Raw genomic sequence first — 23,519 nt, forward strand, 5'->3', positions numbered from 1 at the left:
GAACCTCCTTGGTAGGCGCGCGGTCAGGCGCTCGCGGCGGGCGGATGTGCCTCACCCCGGAGCGTAACCGGTCTCACATACGGGCCGATCGGGGTCCGATGCCACCAGGCCCGATCGCGACGCAGTTCGCTCGGGGTGGTGTATCGGTACCGGTAGAGCTGGGCCCGGACGTAGCGGGGCGGCTGCTGCGGGAACGGGTTGCGGGCCAGCAGCCGCAGTGTCGGCGGGTCGTTGTGCAGCAGCCGCAGCAGGAACGGCTCCAGCCAGCCCTCGGCGTAGGACGGGGAGATCGCCGCGAACCACATCAACCAGTCCAGCCGCAGGTGATACGGCGCCCACTGGCGCGGCAGCCGGCGCGGGTCGCCGGGCTTGCCCTTGAACCCGTACTCGCGCCACACCGCGGTCTCGGTGAGCTCGGTCGCGTCGGTGCCCTCGATGACCACCTCGTAGCGGCTTCGGCCGACGCTGCCGAACGCCCCGTAGGTGTTGACCAGGCGGTACGGGTTGAACGACGCGTTCATCCGCTGGCCCGACGAGACGAGGTTGCGCACCGGCCAGTAGCTGAGCACCACGATCAGCGCGGTGACCGCCACCACGACCACCACGAACCAGACCGGCGGTGCCGGCGGCGCCTGCGCCGCGGTCGGCCACACCAGCACGCCGCCGGCCAACACGATCGTCAGCCAGTTCAGCCAGGCGAAGTTGCCCGACGCCACCAGCCACAGCTGGGTGACGATGATGATCGCCGCCGCCGCAGCGGCGATCGGTTGCGGTGCGAACAAGCCGAACGGCACCACCAGTTGCGCGACATGGTTGCCGGCCACCTCCACCCGGTGCAGGGGTTTGGGCAGGTGGTGGAAGAACCAGCTCAGCGGACCCGGCATGGGCTGGGTCTCGTGGTGGTAGTCCAGGCAGCTCAGGTCCCGCCAACAGGAGTCCCCGCGCAGCTTGATCAACCCGGCGCCGAACTCCACCCGGAACAGCAACCAGCGGAACAGCCACAGCACCAGCACCGACGGTGCGGTCTCGGCGTTGCCGAGGAAGACCGCCAGGAAACCGGCCTCCAGCAGCAGCGACTCCCAGCCGAACGCGTACCACTGCTGCCCGACGTTGACGATCGACAGGTAGCCCACCCACATCGCCAGCCAGGCCAGCATCGTCGCCCACAGCGGTACCAGGTCGGTGCCGCCGGCGACGATCGCGGTGGCCAGCAGCGCCCCCGCCCAACAGACCGCGGCGAAGAACCGGTCGGAGTAGTGCCAGTGGAAGATGCTCGGCGCCTGGCGGAAGGACCGCCGGGCCAGAAACCGCGGAATCGGCAGCATGCCGTGGGTGCCGAGCAGCGCCCGGAACTGCAGGGCCGCGGACAGGAAGGCCACCAGATAGATCGCGGCGATGCCGCGTTCCAGCAGCAACCGCCCCAGCCAGTACTGCGGTGCGCTGAACCAGTCCATCGCCGTCAGCTCCTCGGGCGGGTCTCGCCTCCCAGGGTAGGGGCGGGCGCCGACGCCGGCATCAATCCGGGCGCCGGCCGCGCGGCAGCGCCGCCACGGCCACCGCCGCCACCGACAGCAGCGCCAGCAGTTGCACCCCGGCGGCATGCCCGATGTAGCCGTCCACCGACCGCCACGGATAGCGGGCCAGCACCGCCCCGGCGCCGGTCAGCCCGCCGGCGCCGAGCCCGAGCAACAGGGTGCCGAACCGGTCGGCCCGCAGCAGCCGGCGCAGCCCCACCAGCGCCGCGACCACCGCCGCCCCGGCCGGTCCGGCGACCAGTGCGGCCGCGCCGACGGCGGCCAGCGCGGCGGCCACCGGGCCGGGCGCCCACGGCCGGGCCGGCGGCCCCGCGTCGTCGTCGCGGCGGCCGCGGCGCCACCACGCCAGCAGCGCCAGCAGCGGCAGCAGCGCCAGACCACCGGCCAGCCCGGCGCGGTACCAGCCGTTCGACGGGAAGCTCAGCGTGACGGTGCCCGCGGTACCCGCAGGCACCACCCAGCCCTGCTGCCAGCCGTTGACGGTCACCGCGGTCAACGGCTGCCCGGATTCGGTGTGCGCCACCCAGCCGGGGTTGACGCTCTCCGGCACCACCAGCACCCGGTCCTGCTGCGCCGGGTCCAGCCGCACCTCGCGGCGGTCGGCGCCCCAGTGGCCGGTCTCGGCGGTCTCGGTGGCGACCGCGGCGGGCGGGGGGTCCTGCGACCCGGTCAGCCGGGCGCCGTCGACCACGAACGCCGGGCCGGGGCTGACCAGCAGTTCCTGATGGCCCAGCGGCAACGCGATCGGGGAGGGGTCGCAGGGGCGGGCGGCGATCGGCTGCCCGTCGAGCAGCGCACCGACGGTGGTGGTGACCGTGGTGGGCACGAACCGGCCCGCCACCGCCACCACCGGGCCCTGCCCGCAGCCGATCGTCACCGTCCGGTCCCGGTTGACCGTCGGGTCGGCGGCGGCCACCGGCTCGTGGTCGGGGCCCAGCGCGGTCACCTCGGCCAGCCCCGGCGGTTTGAGTTGGTCGAAGCCGAGCGCGGTGCGGTCGATGACGTCGTCCCAGTCCAGCAGGCTGACGCTGACGGTGTCGGTGACGTGCGGCGCCAGCCGCAGGGTCTGCGGCCGGTCGCCGCCGGCCAGCGGCCGCACCTGCGGCCCGTCGCCGAGGTTGACCGCCACCATCGTGGGGCGGGTCGGCACCTCGGAGCGCGCCGGGGTCAACCGCACCCCGCTCACCGCAACCGGCTCGGGCAGCCGCAGCGTCACCGTCGGCGGGCTCTTGTGCTGCACCACCCGCTGCGCGGCGGTCCAGGCGGTGTCCGGGTCACCGTCGGCGGCGGCGTAGGCCGACCCGAGCACGTCGATGAGGTCGGAGTCGCCGACGGCGCGGGCGGCGCCGGGCTGGGCGATCAGATCGGCCAGCGGCGGGCCCTGCCGCGGCCGCAGCCACACCGTCGGCGTCACCGACACCGGCCTGCGCACCGTGAGCGTGCGGCTGAACACCTCCTCCTCCTCGGGAGACAGGCTCATCGGCGCCGCGCAGCGCAGCCCGCGGGGGCTGTCCGCGCAGCCCGCCCGGCCCAGCAGCTCCGACCCCAGATCCCAGGCCGCCACCGCCGAGCCGGGCGGCGGGCCGGGCAGTTGCAGGGTGTGGCGCAGCTCGACCGGGTGCGCGAACCCGGACGCGTCGTAGGCGGTCACGGCCAGGTCGGTGACCGCGAACTGCACGCCCGAGGAGCCGTCGTCGGTGCCGACCGCGGTCAGCCGCACCCACGGCGTCTCGCCGTAGGGCAGCGCCGCGCTGAGCGGGTGGCCGGCCTCGTCGAACTGCAGCGACGTGGTGCCGTTGGGGGTCTCCACCCGGATGCGGCGCACCTGGGCGCCCACCGCGGTCGCGCTGGGGGTGACCGTGATGGTGCCGCTGGTCAGCGGATGGTCGAAGTCGATCTGCAGCCACTGCCCGACCGCCGCCTGCAGCGAGTTGGACACCCAGGAGGTCCCGGAGTCGCCGTCGACCGCGGCGGCCGGGGAGGTCGACGGGTTCACGTCGGGCAGGGCGGTGGCGTCGGCGGCCGAACTTGACGCGGTGATCCGCCCGCCGGTCCAGGCGCTGACCACCCGGCGAGTGTCGGGCACCGGATAGTCGGGCACCCGGTTATGGGTGTGGCGGATGTCGTCGAGGGCGCGCGCCGCCGACGAATGGTGGTCGACGCGGCCGTAGTCGGTCTCCCGGGCGACCGGGGTGTCGGTCACCGTCACCAGCGGCGCGCCCAGCCCGGCGCGGCGGGCGTCGGCGGTCAGCAGGGCCGGACCCAACGGCGGGTCACCGCGCAGCCGGCGCCGCTCGTCGAGGCGCAGCAGCACCTCCGGCCCGCCGTCCACGCGGGGCAGCGCGTCGGCGGGCGCCAGATAGGGGGCGCCGGGGTTGGTGGGCGCGTCCACCCGGTAGATCTCCACCGCCGGGTAGCGCGGGCGCAGGCCGCTGTCGACGACGAAGCCGTCCAGCGCGCCGGGGCCGACCGGGTCGCCGAACTCGGCGACCTTGCGCAGCCCCGGCGACCCGTCGACCGCCCGGTGCACCAGGATCGGCCGCGCCGAGCGGGACGTGTCGGGGTCCAGGTCGTTGCGCACCACCAGGTAGCCGACGCCCTGCCGGGCCAGGGTGTCGGCCAGCCCCGCCGAGGGCCGGCCGCCGGCCAGCAACCGCTGCACCGAGTCCAGGGCGCGGATCGCCTGCGGCGGGATCAGCGGGATCGAGTCCCGCACCCCCCACGGGTTCTCCCCGAGCACCTGCAGCGGCTCGTCATGGGTGGAGCCCCACACCTGGGTGGCGAACGGCGCGCCCGGCGCCACCAGGACCCGCGCTGGGACCGGGGTGCCGGTGTTGTGTTCGGTGAGCCAGTCGGCGGCGTCGTGCCAGTACTGCGGGATCGCGTCGAAGGTGCCCGGCGGGGTGAGCCGGCCGGTCCAGGCCATCGACGTGGCGGTCAGCAGCGCGCACAGCGTCACGATCCCGGCCGCCACCCGCCGGTCGCGTTCGGGGTGGGCGAACGCGGCCAGCCATTGCTCCCGGGGCGCGCTGCCGGGCAGCGGGATGCGGGCCAACAGCGCCGCCAGGCCCAGCGTCAGCGGAATCCGGATCAGCGACTCCAGCTTGTGCACGTTGCGCAGCGGCGCCCCGGCGCCGTCGAGGAACGCCTGCACCGGATGGGCCAGCGGGGCGCCCAGGCCGCCGGCGTACCCGGCGCCCAGCAACACCACCCCCACCAGCAGCATCACCACCAGCCGCCCGGCCGGCGCGGCGCCGCGCCGCGCCAGCAGCACCAGCCCGGCCAGCCCGGCCGCGGCCACCAGCACGGTGGCCAGCACGTAGACCGGGCCGGTGACCAGGGAGGTCCCGGCGGTGGCGTCCGGGGCGACGAACGGCGTCCAGGCGGCGGTGCCGCGCAACATCTCGGTCAGCGACGTCCACTGGGTGGTGACCCCGGAGGATTCGATGAAGTCCAGGAACGGCGGGCTGATCCGGCCCAGCAGCAGCAGCGCGGTGACCCACCAGGTGCTGGCCAGCACCAGAGCCAGCGCCCACCAGGCGACGAAACGCCACCAGCGGCGGTTGGGCCGGTGGCAGACCAGCCAGACCAGCGCGGGCAGGCCACCGGCCAGGGTGGCGACCGCGTTGACCGCCCCCATCAGCGCCACCGCCAGCCCGGCCTGCCCGGCCAGCACCGACAGGCGGCGGCGGGAACGACCGTCCAGCGCCAGGATCACCGGGAGCAGTACCCACGGCGCCAGCATCATCGGCAGGGTCTCCGAGGAGATCGAGCCCAGGGTGGTCAGCACCCGCGGGGAGAGCGCGAACGCGGTGGCGGCCAGCACCCGGGATGTCGGTGAGCCGATCCGCAGCGCCTCGGCCACCCGCAGCAGTCCCCAGAAACCGACCGTCAGCAGCAGCGCCCACCACAGCCGCTGGGTGATCCAGCCGGGAAGACCGAGTGCGTCGCCGGCCAGGAAGAAGGCGCCGTGCGGGAACAGGTAGCCGTACGCCTGGTTCTGGGCCTGCCCGAACGGCAGCTCACTGCTCCACAGGTTGGTGGCCCGGGCCAGGAAGCGCAGCGGGTTGGCGGTGAGGTCGAGTTTGGTGTCCGGGGAGATCTGCCCGGGTGCCTGCAGGAGACAGCACACCAGCGAGATCGTGCCGACCAGCCACAGCCACCGGCGCGACAGCGGTGTCGGCGGGGCCGGCACCGGTGCGGCGGGTGCGCTCAGGTCAGCTGCGGTCGCCGTACTCAACCCGGTTGAGCACCGACGACTGCGGGTCACCCCCGGCGAGCTGCGGTTTGGTGTCCTGCTGGACCATCAGCGTGATCCCGAAGATCGCGGCCGCACCCAGCAGCAGACCGACCACGACACTCGCCGCGGCGGGTACGACGAACCGCTGCATACTCATGGCTCCTAGACGTCGACCGATCGGGGTTACCCCGTCCGCCAAACTAGCATGAGCCGGACCCGCCACGCGGGAGGTGACGGGGGCTGCCCGGCCGGGCCGCAGGCCCATGACACGATGGGGCGATGATCGCACCTCCGGTGTCCCGGTCCGCCGCCCGCCCCCGGTATTCGCGCCTGCTGGTCACGCTGGCGGCGTTGCCCGCGCTGGTGATGTCGTGCTCGGCCCCGCCTGCCGAGCCGCCGCCCGCCCCGTCGACGCCGGTTCCGGCGCCGGCGTCGACCGATTCGCCGCTGGTGGAGCCGGGTGCCCCGTGCGGGGATGTGGCCGCGTTGCCGGTGCGCGACAAGCTGGCCCAGCTGCTGATGGTCGGGGTGCGGGACGCCGGCGACGCCCGCGCGGTGGTGGCCGACCATCATGTCGGGGGCATCTTCATCGGCAGCTGGACGGACCTGTCGATGCTCACCGACGGCTCGCTGCCCGACATCAAGGCGCAGGCCGGCCCGGTGGCGCTGGCGGTCAGTGTCGACGAGGAGGGCGGCCGGGTGTCGCGGCTGTCCTCGCTGATCGGGTCGTCGCCGTCGGCGAAGGTGCTGGCCCAGAACAACAGCCCCGACGCGGTCTACCAGATCGCGCTGGAGCGTGGCCGCAAGATGCACGACCTGGGTATCACCATCGACTTCGCGCCGGTCGTCGACGTCACCGACGCCGCCGACGACACCGTGATCGGCGACCGCTCGTTCGGCTCGGACCCGCAGGCGGTGACCGAGTACGCCGACGCCTACGCCCGCGGCCTGCACGACGCCGGGCTGATGCCGGTGTTCAAGCACTTCCCCGGCCACGGCCACGGCACCGGGGACACCCACACCGGGGCGGTGTCCACCCCGCCGCTGTCGCAGTTGCAGGACAGCGACCTGGTGCCCTACCGGACGCTGGTCAACAAGTACGGGTCGGCGGTGATGATCGGGCACCTGCAGGTTCCCGAACTGACCGGCGACGATCCGGCCAGCCTCAGCCCGGCGGCGGTGAACCTGCTGCGGCAGGGCGGCGGCTACGGCGGCCCGCCGTACAACGGGGTGATCTTCACCGACGACCTGTCGTCGATGGCGGCGATCAGCGCCCGGTTCGGGGTGGCCGAGGCGGTGCTGCGGGCCCTGCAGGCCGGGGTGGATGTGGCGCTGTGGGTGACCACCGACGAGGTGCCCGCGGTGCTGGACCGCCTCGAGGCCGCGGTGGCCGACGGCGACTTCCCCGAGGCCGCCCTCGACAACGCCGTGCGGCGGGTGGCCGGCGCGAAAGCCGCCGGACCGGCCTGCGGAGGCTGACCAGGCCTTACCCTGAGGTGCGCCCCGCTGCGGGGCGCGGCGGACGACGGTGCGGAAGGGGAGCCATGGCGGGAACCAAGCGGTTGCCGCGCGCCGTCCGCGAACAGCAGATGCTCGACGCCGCGGTCGAGATGTTCTCGATCAACGGCTACCACGAGACCTCGATGGACGCGATCGCGGCGAAGGCCGAGATCTCCAAGCCGATGCTGTACCTGTACTACGGCTCCAAGGAGGAGTTGTTCGGCGCCTGCCTGGACCGGGAGCTGACCCGGTTCATCGAGGCGGTGCGCGAGGACATCGACTTCGAGCAGGGCGCCAAGGGGCTGCTCGCCGACACCATCCACACCTTCCTGCACTACATCGACGCCAACCGGGCGTCGTGGATCGTGCTGTACACCCAGGCGACCAGTTCGCAGGCGTTCGCCCACACCGTGCGGGAGGGCCGCGAACAGATCATCGACCTGGTGACCCGGTTGCTGCGCGCGGGCACCCGCCACCCCGAACCGGGCGAGGACTTCGACCTGATGGCGGTGGCGCTGGTCGGCGCGGGAGAGGCGATCGCCACCCGGGTCAGCACCGGCGACGCCGACGTCGGTGAGGCGGCGACGCTGATGACCAACCTGTTCTGGCGCGGGTTGAAGGGCACCCCGCCCGACTCGGGTGCGGAGGCCGGCGCCTAGACCTGCCCGGCGGCCGACACGTCAGCGCGTCACTTCAGCGCGTTGGGGCACATGTTGCGTTGCAGGATGTCGAGGTAGACATTCGGGTCGGGGGCGGGCGCCACCCCGGAGCCGACCGGGAACTGTGAGCCGACGACGTCCGGCGGCACCCCGTCGCGCAGGTCGCGGCAGGCCCGGAACGCCTGCTGGAGCACGTAGGGCACGGCGTCGGTGTGGATGAACACCCCGGCGGCCCGCAGGTCGCTGAGGTAGGTGTACTCGTTGGCGTGGGCGACGGCGGCGCCGGACAGCAGCCCGCCGCCGGCCAGCCCGGCCGCGGTGGCCCCGACGACGATCGCGGTGCGCAACGTGTGCATCCTGCTCCCTTCCGCCCGACAGCATTATCACCGGTGCACCGGCCCGGTGGTGGCGAAACGACGGTTCCGGCCACCACCGGGCCGCACCGGCACATCGCGGTGTGCGCCGAACTACAGCGCGGCCACCGTCGCGGTCAGATGCGGATAGCCCTTGGCGACGTTGCGCAGCGTCAGCTCCCAGCCGTCGTCGGTGGCCTCGGTGTACAGGCCCGTCGTGGCGGGCAGCAGCACCGGTTTGCCGAACCGCACCGAGTACCGCACCTGCTCGGGCAGCCGGGCCTCGATGTTGCCCAGCACCGCCGCGGCGGTGAACATCCCGTGGGCGATGACGGTGGGGAACCCGAACAGTTTCGCCCCGATCGCGCTGGTGTGGATCGGGTTGTGGTCCCCGCCGACCGAGGCGTAGCGGCGGATCTGGGCCGGGCTGATGCGCAGCAGCGCCGGTGGCGGCGGCAGCTTGGGTTGTGGCGCCGGCGGCGGCTTGGGCTGGTCGGAGAGGCTGGTGCGCTGCTGGTGGAGGAACGTGGTCACCTGATGCCAGGCCGGTTCGTTGCCGACACTGACCTCGCTGATGATGTCCACCAGAAGGCCCTTGCGGTGTTCGCGCAGGTTCTCCGCGTGCACCGCCACCCCGACGGTGTCGTTGACCCGGATCGGCCGGTAGGAGGTGATGTGGTTCTCGGTGTGCACCGAACCCATTGCGGCGAACGGGAAGTCGAACCCGGTCACCAGCGACATCACGGTCGGGAAGGTCAGTACGAACGGGTAGGTCAGCGGCACCGTGTCGCGGTAGCGCAGCCCGGTCACCTCGGCGTAGGCGGCCACATGAGCCCGGTCGATGGGCATCTCGTCGATGCGCACGGTGCGCTCGGGCAGGGTGTCGCCGCGCGGCACGAACGGCAGCGCCCCGGCCACCGCACGCAGCATGTTGGTCAGCGCGCTCGGTTGCTGTGTCATCAGGCCCCCAGTATCGCCTGGCCGCAGACCCGGATGGTGGTGCCGGTGACGGCGCCGGAGGCCGGGCTGGCGAAGAACGCGATGGCTTCGGCGACGTCGACTGGTTCGCCGCCCTGGAACAGCGAGTTCAGCCGGCGCCCCACCTCGCGGGTCGCCAGCGGGATCGCCGCGGTCATGTCGGTTTCGATGAACCCGGGTGCGACCGCGTTGATCGTGATGTCCTTCTTCGCCAGCACCGGAGCCAGCGCCTGGGTCAGCCCGATCATCCCGGCCTTGGTGGCCGCGTAGTTGGTCTGGCCGCGGTTGCCGGCGATCCCGGCCATCGACGACAGCCCGATCACCCGGCCGCCCGCACCCAGGACGCCGGCGTCGACCAGCCCCTGGGTGAGCCGCTGCGGGGCGAGCAGGTTCACCGCGACCACCGCGTCCCAGCGGGCGTCGTCCATGTTGGCCAGCAGCTTGTCGCGGGTGATCCCGGCGTTGTTGACCAGGATGTCGGCCTTGCCGCCGTGGTGCTCGCGCAGGTGCGCGGTGATGCGGTCCACCGCGTCCTCGGCGGTGACATCGAGGGCCAGGGCGGTCCCGCCGACCTTGGCGGCGGTCTTCTCCAGGGCTTCGGAGGCGGCGGCGACGTCGACCGCCACCACCGTCGCACCGTCGCGGGCGAAGACCTCGGCGATGGTGGCGCCGATACCGCGGGCCGCGCCGGTCACGATCGCGACCTTGCCGTCCAGCGGTTTGTCCCAGTTCGCGGGCGGGGTCGCGTCACCGGCGCCGACGTGGAACACCTGCCCGTCGACGTAGGCGGACTTGGCCGACAGGATGAACCGCAGCGTGGACTCGGCGCCGGCGAGACCTGCCTTGGCGGCGGGGGAGAGGTAGACCAGCGCCACCGTCGCGCCGCGGCGCAGCTCCTTGCCCAGGGAACGGGTGAAGCCCTCCAGGGCGCGCTGGGCGATCCGCTCGTCGACGTCGTCGACCTCGTCGGGGGTGGTGCCGATGACCGCGACGCGGCCGGAGGGGCCGAGGTTGCGCAGCAGCGGGGTGAAGAAGTCGTGCAGCGCCTTCAGCCCGGCCGGTTCGGTGATGCCGGTGGCGTCGAACACCAGCCCGCCGAACGAGTCGGCCCAGCGCCCGCCGAGGTTGTCGCTGACCAGGTCGTAGTCGTCGGCCAGGGCGGCACGCAGCGGCTCGACGGCCCGGCCCGCGCCGCCGATCAGCAGGGAACCGGCCAGCGGCCGCTCACCCGGGCGGTAGCGGCGCAGCGTCTCGGGCTGCGGGACGCCGAGTTGTTTGGCCAGGAACGAGCCGGGTGCGGAGTTGACGACCTGCGAGAACAGGTCGGAGGGAAGCTTGGGCGCCACTGAACTGCCTTCCGTTGCGGGCGTATCGTGTATGACTACGAACTTACTCCAGAGTAAGAACAGTGGGTAGTATGGCCCGACGCCGGCCGTCGGACAACGACGGCCCGCGGCCCGGCAGTGTCCACCCGCGACCCGACCACAACCGAAACCACCGACCATCGGAGAGACCATGGCCCCCACCGAGCCCGCCCCGAAATCCTCGAAGAGCACCGCGAAGCCGGCGAAGACGGCGAAGACGGCGGCGAAGGCCGCCCCGAAAGCCCCCCAGCCCCGCACCGAGCGCCGACGCGTGGCGATCCTGGGCGGCAACCGCATCCCGTTCGCCCGCTCGGACGGTGCCTACGCCGAGGCGTCCAACCAGGACATGTTCACCGCGGCGCTCGACGGGCTGGTCGATCGGTTCGGGCTGGCCGGGGAGCGCCTCGACGCGGTCATCGGCGGTGCGGTGCTCAAGCACAGCCGGGACTTCAACCTGATCCGGGAATCCGTGCTCGGTTCCAAGCTCTCCTCCTACACCCCGGCATTCGACCTACAGCAAGCCTGCGGCACCGGCCTGCAGGCCGCCATCAGCGCCGCCGACGGGGTGGCGGGCGGTCGCTACGAGGTCGCCGCGGCGGGCGGGGTGGACACCACCTCCGACGCGCCGCTGGAGGTCGGTGACCAGCTGCGCCGGACGCTGCTGGCGCTGCGCCGGGCCAAGTCCAACGTGCAGCGGCTGAAGCTGGTCGCCAAACTGCCCGCCACCCTCGGAGTCGAGATCCCGGCCAACCAGGAGGTGCGCACCGGGCTGTCGATGGGCGAGCACCAGGCGATCACCACCAAGGAGATGGGGATCAAGCGGACCGACCAGGATGAACTGGCTGCCGCCAGCCACCGCAACATGGCCGCCGCCTACGACAACGGGTTCTTCGACGACCTGGTCACCCCGTTCCTGGGTCTCTACCGCGACAACAACCTGCGCGCGGACTCCAGCGCGGAAAAGCTCGCCACCCTGCGCCCGGTCTTCGGGGTGCGATCCGGCGACGCCACCATGACCGCAGGCAACTCCACCCCGCTGACCGACGGCGCATCGGTGGCGCTGCTGGCCAGCGAGGACTGGGCCGAGCAGCACAAGCTGACCCCGCTGGCCTACTTCGTCGACGCGGAGACCGCCGCGGTGGACTACGTCAACGGCCCTGACGGGCTGCTGATGGCGCCCACCTACGCGGTGCCACGACTGCTGGCCCGCAACGGCCTGACGCTGCAGGACTTCGACTTCTACGAGATCCACGAGGCGTTCGCCGCCACCGTGCTGTGCCACCTGGCCGCCTGGGAGTCCGAGCAGTACTGCACCCAGCGACTCGGGCTGGACAAGGCGCTGGGCGCCATCGACCGCGCCAAGCTCAACGTCCACGGCTCCTCGCTGGCCGCCGGCCACCCGTTCGCGGCCACCGGCGGGCGCATCCTGGCCCAGACCGCCAAGATGGTCGCCGAGGCCAAGGCGCAGCGCAAGGGTGCGGCCAAGAACGCGCCGGTCCGGGCGCTGATCTCGATCTGCGCCGCCGGCGGGCAGGGCGTCGCCGCCATCGTGGAGGCCTGACGCCGACCGGTTTTGTAACGCCGACGAACGGTTACCCGATACACAGGGCGCTCCGTGTTGGTCATCGAACCCCCGACCCGGTGACTACGCGGAGCGTTCCGCTGGGGGCCGTCGTCGGGATGAGGGGACCCGATGGCGGCCCGCCGGCGGTTCTCGTTCCGCTGAGCGGTCCGCCGCCCCGGGGCCCGTACCGGGGGGCCTGACTAGGGTGGGCCCATGCAGGTGAGCATTCTCGGCGCGGTCGGTGGCGGCGAATCCCCGGTGGACGCCACGGTGGCCCGCTTCGCGGGGCTGCAGCAGGAAGGGTTCCGGCGGATCTGGGTGCCGCAGCTGCCCAACGAGCCGGACCTGCTGACGATGCTGGCGGTGGTGCTGCGCGAGGTCGACGGCATCGAGGTCGGCACCGGGGTGATCCCGATCCAGAACCAGCACCCGATGCTGCTGGCCCAGCGGGCACTGACGTTGTCGCTGATCAGCGGTGGGCGCTTCCTGCTCGGGCTGGGCATGACCCACCAGGCGGTCACCGAGGGCATGTGGGGCATCCCGTGGGACCGGCCGGTGCGCCGACTGCGCGAATACCTCGACGGGCTGCAACCGCTGCTGACCGGCGAGCGGGCCGAGGCGGTCGGCGAAACCGTCACCACCCGCGGCGAACTGCAGATCCCCGGGGCCACCGCGCCGCCGGTCTACCTCGCCGCGCTCGGACCCCAGCTGCTGCGGCTGGCCGGTCGGCGCAGCGCGGGCACGATCACCTGGATGACCGGTCCGACAACCCTGACCGAGCACATCGGGCCCACCCTGCGGGACGCGGCGGCCGAGGCCGGCCGCCCGGCGGGCGCGGTGCGGGTCGTCGCATGCCTGCCGGTCGCGGTCACCGACGACACCGATGCGCTCCGCCGGGTCGCCGCCGAGCAGTTCGCCGTGTACGGCTACCTGCCGTCCTACCGGGCGATGCTCGACCGGGAGGGCTTCGCCGGACCCGGCGAGGTCGCGCTGCTCGGCGACGAGGACAGCGTCGCCGAGCAGATCGGTGCCTTCGCGGCGGCCGGTGTCGACGAATTCGTCGGGGTGGTCTTCGACCCGGACGCGGAGAGCCGGGACCGCACCCGGGCGCTGCTGCGCCGGCTCGACGGCTGACTCGATACTGCTGAGATCGACGTCAGAATCGGCTCATAACGCAAAAAATCAGTCGATCACGCCGTCGTGGCGTCGATTTCAGGGGAACTCTCACCGGACCGGCGCTCGGATGGGTCGCCGGCAGCGCAACCCGCACGGCCCGCCACGGCGGGAGTTCGGCGACACCGAATGCAACAGGCCCCCGGGGATCACCCGGGGGCCCGTCACGTACTACGCGGTCAGAACGCCGCTTCGTCGAGCTCCATGATCTCGTTGTCCAGGGTCTCGATGACCTGACGGGTGCTGGACAGCAGCGGCAGGAAGTTCTTGGCGAAGAACGACGCCACCGCGATCTTGCCCTCGTAGAAGGCCCGGTCCTCGTCACCGACCCCGGCGTCGAGCGCCTCGACGGCCACCGCCGCCTGACGCTGCAGCAGCCAGCCGATCACCAGGTCACCGACGGCCATCAGGAACCGCACCGAGCCCAGCCCCACCTTGTAGATGGAGGAGACCTCTTCCTGCGCGGCCATCAGGTAGCCGGTGAGCGCGGCCGCCATGCCCTGGACGTCGGCCAGGGCGGTGCCGAGCAGTTCACGTTCGGTCTTGAGCCGCCCGTTGCCGGACTCGCTCTTGACGAACGCCTCGATCTGGCCGGCCACGTGGCCCAGCGCCACCCCCTTGTCCCGGACGATCTTGCGGAAGAAGAAGTCCTGGGCCTGGATCGCGGTGGTGCCTTCGTACAGCGAGTCGATCTTGGCGTCGCGGATGTACTGCTCGATCGGGTAGTCCTGCAGGAAGCCCGAGCCGCCCAGGGTCTGCAGGCTCTCGGTCAGCTTGGCGTAGGCCTGCTCGGAGCCGACCCCCTTGACGATCGGCAGCAGCAGGTCGTTGACCTTCACCGCCAGCTCCGGGTCGATGTCGTGGACCGCGGTGGCTACCTCGGCGTCCTGGTAGGTGCCGGTGTACATGTACAGCGCGCGCAGCCCCTCGGCGTAGGCCTTCTGGGTCATCAGCGAGCGGCGCACATCCGGGTGGTGGGTGATGGTGACCCGCGGGGCGGTCTTGTCGGTCATCTGGGTCAGGTCCGCGCCCTGCACCCGCTCCTTGGCGTACTCGAGTGCGTTGAGGTAGCCGGTGGACAGCGTGGCGATCGCCTTGGTGCCGACCATCATCCGGGCCTGCTCGATCACCTCGAACATCTGGGCGATGCCATCGTGCACCTCGCCGACCAGCCAGCCCTTGGCGGGCACGCCGTGCTGACCGAAGGTCAGCTCACAGGTGGTGGAGACCTTCAGGCCCATCTTGTGCTCGATGTTGGTGACGAACACACCGTTGCGCTCGCCCATCTCACCGGTCTCGAAATCGAACAGCACCTTCGGGACGAAGAACAGCGACAGCCCCTTGGTGCCCGGGCCAGCACCCTCGGGGCGGGCCAGCACCAGGTGGAAGATGTTCTCGAACAGGTCGTCGGAGTCCGCCGAGGTGATGAACCGCTTCACCCCGTCGATGTGCCAGGTGCCGTCGTCCTGCTGGATCGCCTTGGTGCGGCCGGCGCCGACATCCGAGCCGGCGTCGGGTTCGGTGAGCACCATCGTCGACCCCCAGCCGCGCTCGGCGGCGGTGATGGCCCACTTCTTCTGCTCGTCGGTGCCGAGGTGGTAGAGGATGTTGGCGAAGCCGGCGCCACCGGCGTACATCCACACCGCCGGGTTGGCGCCGAGGATGTGCTCGTTGAGCGCCCACATCAGCGCCTTGGGCATCGGCATGCCGCCGAGCTCCTCGTCGAGTCCGGCCTTGTCCCAGCCGGCCTCGATGACCGCGCGCACCGACGCCTTGAACGACTCGGGCAGGGTCACGCTGTGGGTTTCGGGGTCGAAGACCGGCGGGTTGCGGTCCCCCTCGACGAACGACTCGGCGATGGGGCCTTCGGCCAGCCGGGCCATCTCGGTGAGCATGTCGCGGGCGGTCTCGACATCCAGCTCGGCGTAGGCGCCCTTGCCGAGCGCTTTGTCCACACCGAGGACTTCGAACAGGTTGAACACCTGGTCACGGATGTTGCTCTTGTAGTGGCTCACGGATTTCCTCCTCGATGAGAGCGCCACTTGACGGTTGGGTACTCGGGCTAAGTTACCCACCAGTAACGACCCTCAAGGTAACCGGTGGGTAACTTCGGCGCAAGCTGACCGGCAAAATTGTTACCTATCCCAAACCAACCGGTTGGCTGTGATCGTGTCCCGCGGCATCGAAATCGCGCTGACCTGCGTGGACGCGCTACCTCGGCGGTCTGTGGGAGCCGCCTCGGCCGCGGCGCCGCGCGGCCGCCGACCGTCCGGACCGGGCGGGTAGGGTACGGACAGGCATCCAACCGAGTCGATGTGCTGTGGAAGAGAATTCGGTGAATACCCCCAGTGATCTGAGTCCGGCCGCGCTGCGCGAGGCGTTCGGACACTTCCCGTCCGGCGTGATCGCCATCGCCGCGGAGGTCGACGGCAGCCGGGTCGGGCTGGCGGCCAGCACCTTCGTCCCGGTCTCGCTGGAGCCGCCGCTGGTGTCGTTCTGCGTGCAGAACTCCTCCACCACCTGGCCGCGGTTGCGCGACCTGCCGGTGCTGGGCATCAGCGTCCTCGGCGAGGCGCACGACACCGCCGCGCGGACGCTGGCGGCCAAGACCGGCGACCGCTTCGCCGGCCTGGAGACCCAATCGAGCGCCACCGGCGCGGTGTTCATCAAGGGCACCAGTGTCTGGCTGGAGAGCGCGATCGAACAGTCGATCCCCGCCGGGGACCACACCCTGGTGCTGCTACGGGTCAACGACATCACCGTGCACCCCGACGTCGCCCCGATCGTGTTCCACCGCAGTGCGTTCCGCCGGCTACGCGGCTGACCGCCCGACGGGTGGCTAGCGCCGGAACAGCTTGTTGCCCAGCCACACGATCGGGTCGTAGCGGTGGCCGGCGACGCGCTCCTTCATCGGGATGATCGCGTTGTCGGTGATCTTGATGCCGGCCGGGCACACCTCGGTGCAGCACTTGGTGATGTTGCACATGCCCAGCCCGGCCTCGTCCTGGGCCAGGTCGCGGCGGTCGCCCTGGTCGAGCGGATGCATCTCCAGTTCGGCGATCCGGATGAAGAAGCGCGGACCGGCGTAGTTCTTCTTGTTGTCCTCGTGGTCGCGGATCACGTGACAGACGTCCTGGCACAGGAAGCACTCGATGCACTCCCGGAACTCCTGGGAGCGTTCGACGTCGCGCTGATCCATCCGGTACTCGCCGGGCTTGAGGTCGGCGGGCGGGGTGAACGACGGGATCTCGCGGGCCTTCTCGTAGTTGTAGGACACGTCGGTGACCAGGTCACGGACCACCGGGAAGGTGCGCATCGGGGTCACGGTGACGACCTCGTCGGGGTCGAACGTCGACATCCGGGTCATGCACAGCAACTTCGGACGGCCGTTGATCTCCGCCGAGCAGGACCCGCACTTACCCGCCTTGCAGTTCCAGCGCACCGCCAGGTCCGGGGTCTGGGTGGCCTGCAGCCGGTGGATGACGTCGAGCACCACCTCGCCCTCGTTGACCTCGACGGTGAACTCCTCGAGAGCGCCGCCGTCCTCGTCGCCGCGCCAGACCTGAAACGTCGCGTCGTAGCTCATGTCAGCTTCTCCGTCCTGGATGATCGGCCAGTTCGTCGTCGGTGAAGTACTTCTCGAGCTCGTCGATCTCGAACAACTCCAGCAGGTCTTCGCGGACCGGCACCTGGGGTTCCCGGGTGACGCTGATGTCGGGAACGACCGCGTTGTCGCCGGTGGTGCGGCACACCAGCAGGGTGCGACGCCACTCGGCGTCCATCGCCGGGTGATCGTCGCGGGTGTGCCCGCCGCGGCTCTCGGTGCGCTCCAGCGCCGCCTGGGCCACACACTCGCTGATCGGCAACATGTTGCGCAGGTCGACCGCCAGGTGCCAGCCCGGGTTGAACTGGCGGTGCCCCTCCACGGCGATGTTGGCGAACCGGGCCTTGAGCTCCTCGAGCTTGGCCAGCGCCTGGCGCATCTCGTCGGCGTTGCGGATGATGCCGACCAGTTCGTTCATCGCCTCCTGCAACTCGGTGTGCAGCGTGTAGGGGTTCTCCGGTCGGGTCTCGCCGGCCGGGCCGTTGAACGGGGCCAGCGCTAGCTTGGCCGCCGCGTCCACCGCGGTCGGCTCCACCTGCGGGCGGTCGGTCAGGCTCTCGACGTAGTCGGCGGCGCCCAGTCCGGCGCGCCGACCGAACACCAGCAGGTCCGACAGCGAGTTGCCGCCGAGCCGGTTCGAGCCGTGCATCCCGCCGGAACACTCCCCGGCGGCGAACAGCCCCGGGGTGGTGGCAGCGCCGGTGTCCGGGTCGACCTCGATGCCACCCATCACGTAGTGGCAGGTCGGACCCACCTCCATCGGCTGCTTGGTGATGTCGACCTCGGCGAGCTCCATGAACTGGTGGTACATCGAGGGCAGCCGCCTGGTGATCTCCTCCGGGGTGAGCCGGGAGGCGATGTCGAGGTAGACCCCGCCGTGCGGGGAGCCGCGGCCCGCCTTGACCTCGGAGTTGATCGCCCGGGCCACCTCGTCGCGGGGCAGCAGGTCAGGGGTGCGCCGCGCGGAGTCGTTGTCCTTGAGCCACTGGTCGGCCTCCTCCTCGGTTTCGGCGTACTGCCCTTTGAAGACCGGGGGGATGTAGTCGAACATGAACCGCGAGCCCTCGGAGTTCTTCAGCACCCCGCCGTCGCCGCGCACGCCCTCGGTGACCAGGATGCCCTTCACGCTGGGCGGCCAGACCATGCCGGTGGGGTGGAACTGGATGAACTCCATGTTGATCAGGCTCGCCCCGGCCCGCAGGGCCAGCGCGTGCCCGTCGCCGGTGTACTCCCAGGAGTTCGAGGTCACCTTGAACGACTTGCCGATGCCGCCGGTGGCCAGCACCACCGCCGGTGCCTCGAACAGGATGAACCGGCCGGACTCACGCCAGTAGCCGAACGCCCCGGCGATCCGGTCACCGTCCTTGACCAACTCGGTGATGGTGCACTCCATGAACACCTTGATCCGGGCCTCGTAGTCGCCGTACTCGGCCTTGTCCTCCTGCTGCAGCGAGACGATCTTCTGCTGCATGGTGCGGATGAGCTCCAGACCGGTGCGGTCCCCGACGTGGGCCAGTCGCGGGTAGGTGTGGCCGCCGAAGTTGCGCTGGCTGATCCGGCCGTCCTTGGTGCGGTCGAACAGCGCCCCGTAGGTCTCCAGCTCCCACACCCGGTCGGGCGCCTCCTTGGCGTGCAACTCGGCCATCCGCCAGTTGTTGAGGAACTTGCCGCCGCGCATGGTGTCGCCGAAGTGGACTTTCCAGTTGTCCTTGTCGTTGACGTTGCCCATCGAGGCGGCGCAGCCGCCCTCGGCCATCACGGTGTGGGCCTTGCCGAACAGCGACTTGCACACCACCGCGACGCTCAGGCCCCGCTCGCGGGCTTCGATCACCGCGCGCAACCCCGCGCCGCCGGCACCGATCACGACGACGTCGTAGGCGTGCCGTTCGACTTCAACCATGAACCCTCACTTGTGCTGTCGTTGGTCGGCCGGTTCCGGCCGGAGGTGTCGCGACGGTGCTCACCCGATGAACCGGAGGTCGGTGATCGTCCCGCTGGAGACCATCCAGACGTAGAAGTCGGTGAAGGCCAGCGTGCCCAGCGTGATCCAGGCGAACGTCATGTGCCTGCCGTTGAACCAGGACACCTTGGTCCACAACCAGTAGCGCACCGGGTGTTTGGAGAAGTGCTTGAGCCGCCCGCCGATCACGTGCCTGCAGGAGTGGCAGCCGCCGGTGTAGGCCCACAGCAACGCCACGTTGGCCACCAGGATGACGTTGCCCAGCCCGAAACCGAACCCGCCCTGCCCGTTGTTGGCGTCCGCCGAGTAGAACGCGGCCGCCGCGTCGTAGGTGTTGAGCAGCAGGATCGCCGACGCCAAATAGAAGAAGTAGCGGTGCCCGTTCTGGACGATGAGCGGGAACCGGGTCTCACCGGTGTAGCTCTTGCGGGGCTCGGGCACCGCGCAGCCGGTCGGGGACTGCCACACCGACCGGTAGTAGGCCTTGCGGTAGTAGTAGCAGGTCACCCGGAAGGCCAGCAGGATCGGCAGCACCAGCATCCCCAGCGGGATCCAGGGCGGGAAGTGGCCGAACCACACCCCCAGATGGCTGGCGTTGGGCACGCATGACGCGCTGATGCACGGTGAGTAGAACGGCGTCAGGTAGTGGTAGTCGTCCACCCAGTAGTCGCGGCCCCAGAACGCCCGCACGGTCGCGTAGAGGATGAACGCGCCGAGGCCCAGGTTGACCAGCAGCGGCTGCAGCCACCACCGGTCGCTGCGCAGGGTGCGTTGGTCGATCTGGGCGCGGTCGGCGGAGAAAACGCCGGTGGTGCGACGGGTCACTGCGGGTGCGCTCATAAAAAGTGATCCTCTTCACGTGGGCTGTTCGGAGGATACTCAAATCACATGGACGCCCGTGGGGGAATGGGCGCCGGGGCGACCCGCCGCGGGGTCAGAAGCGGGCGCCGCCCAGCCCCTCGTCATCGACGTCGCGCCAGAACTCGATGTCGTATTCGGTGTCGGGGATGGTGATCTTCTCTTCGGGGTGGTTGGCGGCCCAGCGGGTGAGGTCCAGGTCGTCGAGATCGGCGTCGAGCAGTTCGGCGTCGGCGACCAGCCGGTCGATGTGGGCGACGATGCGCCGCATCCCGGGGGTGTCGGTGTAGCGCGTCTTGAGCGCCGAGAGGCTGCGGCGCAATCCACCGATCAGGTCGTACAACTCGGTGAATTCGGTGGGGCGAGACAACAGAGCTCCTAGCGGCCGAAGGTGTCATGGATCACACTACGGCACCCAGGGTAAGGCCGCCGGGTTAACCGCGAAAGGAAAATGCGGCGGGGCGGTCAAGCCCCGCCGCATCTCGAAAGCGGCGGCCGATCCGGGCCGGTGCCGGATCGCCGTGGGTTACTTGGTGATCGCGATCCGTTTCGGCTCCGACCCCGCGTAAGCGCCGGTCACCCGGACGGTGAGCACCCCGGCGTCGTACGACGCCGCGACCGCGTCACCGGTCACATGCTCGGGGAGCCGGAAGGTGCGCCGGAACGAGCCGTAGCGGACCTCGCGCAGCGTGCGGCCGTCGGCCTGCCCGCCGTGCTCGTCGCGGCGTTCACCGTGGATGACCAACTGTCCGCCGTCCACCTCGACGGTGACGTCCTTGTCGACGTCCACGCCGGGCAACTCCAGCCGGACCACCGCGTCCTCGTCCTCGCGGACGATCTCGGCGGCCGGATGGAAACCGGCCTCGTCGGTGATCGGCTTCAGCCAGCCGGCGCCGTCACCGAAGAAATCGTGTACCCAGCGGTCGACGTCGAACGCCGGGCGCGACCACAGTGTCAGGTTGCTCATGGTTGTCTCCTTTGTTGGTTCACCGGTTTGTGTCTGCGTGTCGGGGACCGGCCCGATGCCGGTCGCTGCCCCGTACAACTTGAGTCGACCACGCTTAAGTCCCGGTGAGGTGTTCGCCCACCGCGAACACCTCACCGGCGCCCGGCCGGGCTGTGAGCACACCGTCATCGTGACGTCACACGAGGCGACATGACCGCAACACGGCGCTCCTAACCTGCGACCATGACCCGCAACGAGGACAGCGCACGCGAGCTGGTGGTCGTCGGCCACGGCATGGTCGCGCACCGGCTGGTCGAGACGCTGCGGGGCCGCGACGGCGCCGGCGACTGGCGGGTGACCGTTTTCGGTGAGGAGCCGCATCCCGCCTACGACCGGGTCGGCCTCACCGGCTACACCGACCACTGGGACCGGGTGCCGATGGCGCTGCCCGGCAACGCCTACCCCGACGACGACCGGGTTCGGTTGCACGTCGGCAGCCCGGTCGTGGCCATCGACCGCGCCGCCAAAACCGTCGTCACCGCCGCCGGTGACCGGTACGGCTACGACACCCTGGTGCTGGCCACCGGATCGTCGGCGTTCGTACCGCCGGTACCCGGCCACGACCTGCCGAACTGCCACGTCTACCGCACCCTCGACGACCTCGACGCGATCCGCGACAGCGCCGAGGCGGCGCGGGCCGCCGGCCGGGCCGGGGTGGTGATCGGCGGCGGCCTGCTGGGACTGGAGGCGGCCAACGCGCTGCGCGGGATGGGGGTCCCGGCGGTCGTCGTGGAACGCGCCCCCCGGTTGATGGCCCAGCAACTCGATCAGGGCGGCGGTGCACTGCTGGCGCGGCTCATCGCCGAACTCGGTATCGACGTGCGGGTGGAGACCGGCACCGACGAGATCGTGGCCCACCCGGACGGGGCCGGGCTGACGCTGCGGCTCACCGACGGCGGCAGCGTCGACGCCGGGTTGGTGATCTTCGCGGCCGGCATCCGCCCCCGTGACGAACTGGCCCGCGCCGCCGGCCTGCGCACCGCGGAGCGCGGCGGGGTGCTCACCGACCTCACCTGCCGCACCGACGACCCCGACGTCTACGCGATCGGCGAGGTCGCCGCGGTGGAGGGCCGCTGCTACGGGCTGGTCGCGCCCGGCTACGCCACCGCCGAGGTGGTCGCCGACCGGCTGCTCGGCGGCTCGGCCACCTTCCCCGGCGCCGACACCGCCACCAAACTCAAACTGCTCGGCGTGGACGTCGCGAGCTTCGGCGACGCCCTGGCCGAACACCCGGACAGCCTGGAAGTCACCGTCAACGACGCGGTGCACCGGACCTACGCGAAACTGGTGCTCTCCGACGACGCCGAGACCCTGCTCGGCGGCGTGCTGGTCGGCGACACCTCCTCCTACGGGCTGCTGCGTCCGATGGTGGGCTCCCGGCTGCCGGGCGACCCGATGGCGTTCATCGCCGGGCCGGCCGGCGACACCGCCGCCCCCGGCGTGGCGGCGCTGCCCGAGACCGCCCAGATCTGCTCCTGCAACAACGTCAGCAAGGGCGAGATCACCGCCGCCATCGCCGGCGGCTGCACCGACGTCCCGGCGCTGAAGGCATGCACCGGCGCGGGCACCGCCTGCGGCTCCTGTGTGCCGCTGCTCAAGCAGCTGCTCGAAGCCGAAGGCGTCGAACAGTCCAGGGCACTGTGCGAACACTTCCAACAGTCGCGGGCGGAGCTGTTCGAGATCATCAGCGTCACCGGCATCCGTACCTTTTCCGGGCTGGTGTCCCGATTCGGCACCGGAACCGGCTGTGACATCTGCAAACCCGTCGTCGCCTCGATCCTGGCGTCGACCGGATCCGACCACATCCTCGACGGGGAACAGGCGGCTCTGCAGGATTCCAACGACCACTTCCTGGCCAACATCCAGCGCAACGGCAGCTATTCGGTGGTCCCCCGGGTGCCCGGCGGAGAGATCACCCCCGAGCACCTGATCCTGATCGGCCAGATCGCCCAGGAGTTCGGGCTGTACACCAAGATCACCGGCGGCCAGCGCATCGACCTGTTCGGCGCCCGCGTCGACCAGCTGCCGGCGATCTGGGCGCGGCTCGTCGACGCCGGGATGGAATCCGGCCACGCCTACGGAAAATCGCTGCGCACCGTCAAAAGCTGTGTGGGCAGCCGCTGGTGCCGCTACGGCCAACAGGACTCCACCCAGCTGGCCATCGATCTGGAGCTGCGCTACCGCGGCCTGCGCGCCCCGCACAAGATCAAGATGGGTGTCTCCGGCTGCGCCCGGGAATGCGCCGAAGCCCGCGGCAAGGACGTCGGGGTGATCGCCACCGAAACCGGCTGGAACCTCTACGTCGGCGGCAACGGCGGAATGACCCCGGCGCACGCCAAGTTGCTCGCCGGCGACCTCGACACCGACACCCTCATCCGCTACATCGACCGCTTCCTGATGTTCTACATCCGCACCGCCGATCGGCTGCAGCGCACCGCACCGTGGATCGACACACTCGACGGTGGAATCGACCACCTGCGTGACGTCGTCTGCGATGACTCCCTCGGTCTCGCAGCGGATTTCGAGGCCGCTATGGAGCGTCACATCGCCGGGTACCAATGCGAGTGGAAAGGCGTGCTCGACGACCCGGAGAAGCTGTCCCGGTTCGTCTCGTTCGTCAACGCCCCCGGCGCCGTCGACCCGACGGTGTCGTTCACCGAGGACGACGGCCGCAAGGTCCCGGTTCCGATCGGGATGCCGCGGCTGCGTGAGAGTGAGGAGTGAT

At 70.9% G+C, this 23,519-nt stretch carries 18 protein-coding genes; 6 read left to right on the top strand and 12 right to left on the bottom strand.

The genetic code is table 11. The features are described 5' to 3' along the window. Positions 1–23: 23 nt before the first annotated feature. The 3 genes from AWC30_RS15700 to AWC30_RS15710 all read right to left on the bottom strand — a co-directional run bounded on the left by AWC30_RS15700 (position 24) and on the right by AWC30_RS15710 (position 5,926). A complete protein-coding gene (locus tag AWC30_RS15700; protein ID WP_085111162.1) occupies positions 24–1,454 on the bottom strand; it encodes a lipase maturation factor family protein in 1,431 nt (476 codons plus the stop codon). A gap of 61 nt (positions 1,455–1,515) precedes the next feature. Further along, the gene (locus AWC30_RS15705) at positions 1,516–5,709 is read right to left on the bottom strand and encodes an alpha-(1->3)-arabinofuranosyltransferase (protein WP_085111225.1); all 4,194 of its coding nucleotides are present in this window, start codon (positions 5,707–5,709) and stop codon (positions 1,516–1,518) included. Between the two features lie 43 nt (positions 5,710–5,752). Then, entirely contained in the window at positions 5,753–5,926 is a 174-nt protein-coding gene (locus AWC30_RS15710) for a DUF2613 domain-containing protein (protein WP_066851082.1), read from the bottom strand. 128 nt (positions 5,927–6,054) lie between these two features. Here AWC30_RS15710 and AWC30_RS15715 point away from each other — a divergent pair, with 128 nt between their 5' ends. Then, positions 6,055–7,254: a glycoside hydrolase family 3 N-terminal domain-containing protein gene (locus AWC30_RS15715; protein WP_085111163.1), complete on the top strand. Its 1,200-nt coding sequence runs from the start codon at positions 6,055–6,057 to the stop codon at positions 7,252–7,254. Positions 7,255–7,319: 65 nt separating this feature from the next. Beyond that, positions 7,320–7,934 carry a TetR/AcrR family transcriptional regulator gene (locus tag AWC30_RS15720; RefSeq protein WP_085111164.1) on the top strand — a complete coding sequence of 205 codons (615 nt, stop codon included), beginning with the start codon at positions 7,320–7,322 and terminating at the stop codon, positions 7,932–7,934. A gap of 29 nt (positions 7,935–7,963) precedes the next feature. On the opposite strand, the gene AWC30_RS15725 is transcribed toward AWC30_RS15720, so the two are convergent. The 3 genes from AWC30_RS15725 to AWC30_RS15735 all read right to left on the bottom strand — a co-directional run bounded on the left by AWC30_RS15725 (position 7,964) and on the right by AWC30_RS15735 (position 10,611). Then, positions 7,964–8,290 (bottom strand): DUF732 domain-containing protein, encoded by a 327-nt coding sequence (locus AWC30_RS15725; RefSeq protein ID WP_085111165.1) that lies wholly within the window; start codon positions 8,288–8,290, stop codon positions 7,964–7,966. 111 nt (positions 8,291–8,401) lie between these two features. Further along, positions 8,402–9,247, bottom strand: coding sequence for a MaoC/PaaZ C-terminal domain-containing protein (locus AWC30_RS15730; RefSeq protein ID WP_085111166.1), 846 nt, complete (start codon positions 9,245–9,247; stop codon positions 8,402–8,404). Then, the gene (locus AWC30_RS15735) at positions 9,247–10,611 is read right to left on the bottom strand and encodes a 3-oxoacyl-ACP reductase (RefSeq protein WP_085111167.1); all 1,365 of its coding nucleotides are present in this window, start codon (positions 10,609–10,611) and stop codon (positions 9,247–9,249) included. The genes AWC30_RS15730 and AWC30_RS15735 overlap by 1 nt, the downstream gene beginning before the upstream one ends. A gap of 169 nt (positions 10,612–10,780) precedes the next feature. Between AWC30_RS15735 and AWC30_RS15740 the strand changes: the two genes are divergently transcribed. Further along, a complete protein-coding gene (locus AWC30_RS15740; RefSeq protein WP_085111168.1) occupies positions 10,781–12,190 on the top strand; it encodes an acetyl-CoA C-acetyltransferase in 1,410 nt (469 codons plus the stop codon). 216 nt (positions 12,191–12,406) lie between these two features. Beyond that, on the top strand, positions 12,407–13,327 hold the full coding sequence (locus tag AWC30_RS15745) for a TIGR03564 family F420-dependent LLM class oxidoreductase (protein ID WP_085111169.1): 921 nt from the start codon (positions 12,407–12,409) through the stop codon (positions 13,325–13,327). A gap of 218 nt (positions 13,328–13,545) precedes the next feature. On the opposite strand, the gene AWC30_RS15750 is transcribed toward AWC30_RS15745, so the two are convergent. Continuing rightward, positions 13,546–15,381 carry an acyl-CoA dehydrogenase gene (locus AWC30_RS15750; RefSeq protein WP_085111170.1) on the bottom strand — a complete coding sequence of 612 codons (1,836 nt, stop codon included), beginning with the start codon at positions 15,379–15,381 and terminating at the stop codon, positions 13,546–13,548. A gap of 320 nt (positions 15,382–15,701) precedes the next feature. Here AWC30_RS15750 and AWC30_RS15755 point away from each other — a divergent pair, with 320 nt between their 5' ends. Continuing rightward, complete coding sequence (locus AWC30_RS15755; protein WP_085111226.1) at positions 15,702–16,190, top strand: flavin reductase family protein; 489 nt, start codon at positions 15,702–15,704, stop codon at positions 16,188–16,190. Between the two features lie 15 nt (positions 16,191–16,205). Here the strand turns inward: AWC30_RS15755 and AWC30_RS15760 are convergent, their stop codons facing one another. The 5 genes from AWC30_RS15760 to AWC30_RS15780 form a co-directional block, all read right to left on the bottom strand. After that, the gene (locus tag AWC30_RS15760) at positions 16,206–16,952 is read right to left on the bottom strand and encodes a succinate dehydrogenase/fumarate reductase iron-sulfur subunit (RefSeq protein WP_085111171.1); all 747 of its coding nucleotides are present in this window, start codon (positions 16,950–16,952) and stop codon (positions 16,206–16,208) included. A gap of 1 nt (position 16,953) precedes the next feature. Next, on the bottom strand, positions 16,954–18,870 hold the full coding sequence (locus tag AWC30_RS15765; protein WP_085111172.1) for a fumarate reductase/succinate dehydrogenase flavoprotein subunit: 1,917 nt from the start codon (positions 18,868–18,870) through the stop codon (positions 16,954–16,956). Positions 18,871–18,930: 60 nt separating this feature from the next. Further along, complete coding sequence (locus AWC30_RS15770; RefSeq protein WP_085111173.1) at positions 18,931–19,770, bottom strand: succinate dehydrogenase subunit SdhC; 840 nt, start codon at positions 19,768–19,770, stop codon at positions 18,931–18,933. Positions 19,771–19,864: 94 nt separating this feature from the next. Then, positions 19,865–20,158 (bottom strand): Rv0250c family protein, encoded by a 294-nt coding sequence (locus AWC30_RS15775; protein ID WP_085111174.1) that lies wholly within the window; start codon positions 20,156–20,158, stop codon positions 19,865–19,867. Between the two features lie 156 nt (positions 20,159–20,314). Further along, positions 20,315–20,755 carry an Hsp20/alpha crystallin family protein gene (locus tag AWC30_RS15780; RefSeq protein WP_085111175.1) on the bottom strand — a complete coding sequence of 147 codons (441 nt, stop codon included), beginning with the start codon at positions 20,753–20,755 and terminating at the stop codon, positions 20,315–20,317. A 222-nt stretch (positions 20,756–20,977) separates the two neighbouring features. On the opposite strand from AWC30_RS15780, the gene nirB reads away from it, so the two are divergent. Further along, positions 20,978–23,518, top strand: a complete 2,541-nt coding sequence (nirB, locus tag AWC30_RS15785) for a nitrite reductase large subunit NirB (protein WP_085111176.1) — start codon at positions 20,978–20,980, stop codon at positions 23,516–23,518. Position 23,519 lies beyond the last annotated feature (1 nt).

This window comes from Mycolicibacillus trivialis (assembly GCF_002102395.1).
GTDB lineage: Bacteria > Actinomycetota > Actinomycetes > Mycobacteriales > Mycobacteriaceae > Mycobacterium > Mycobacterium triviale.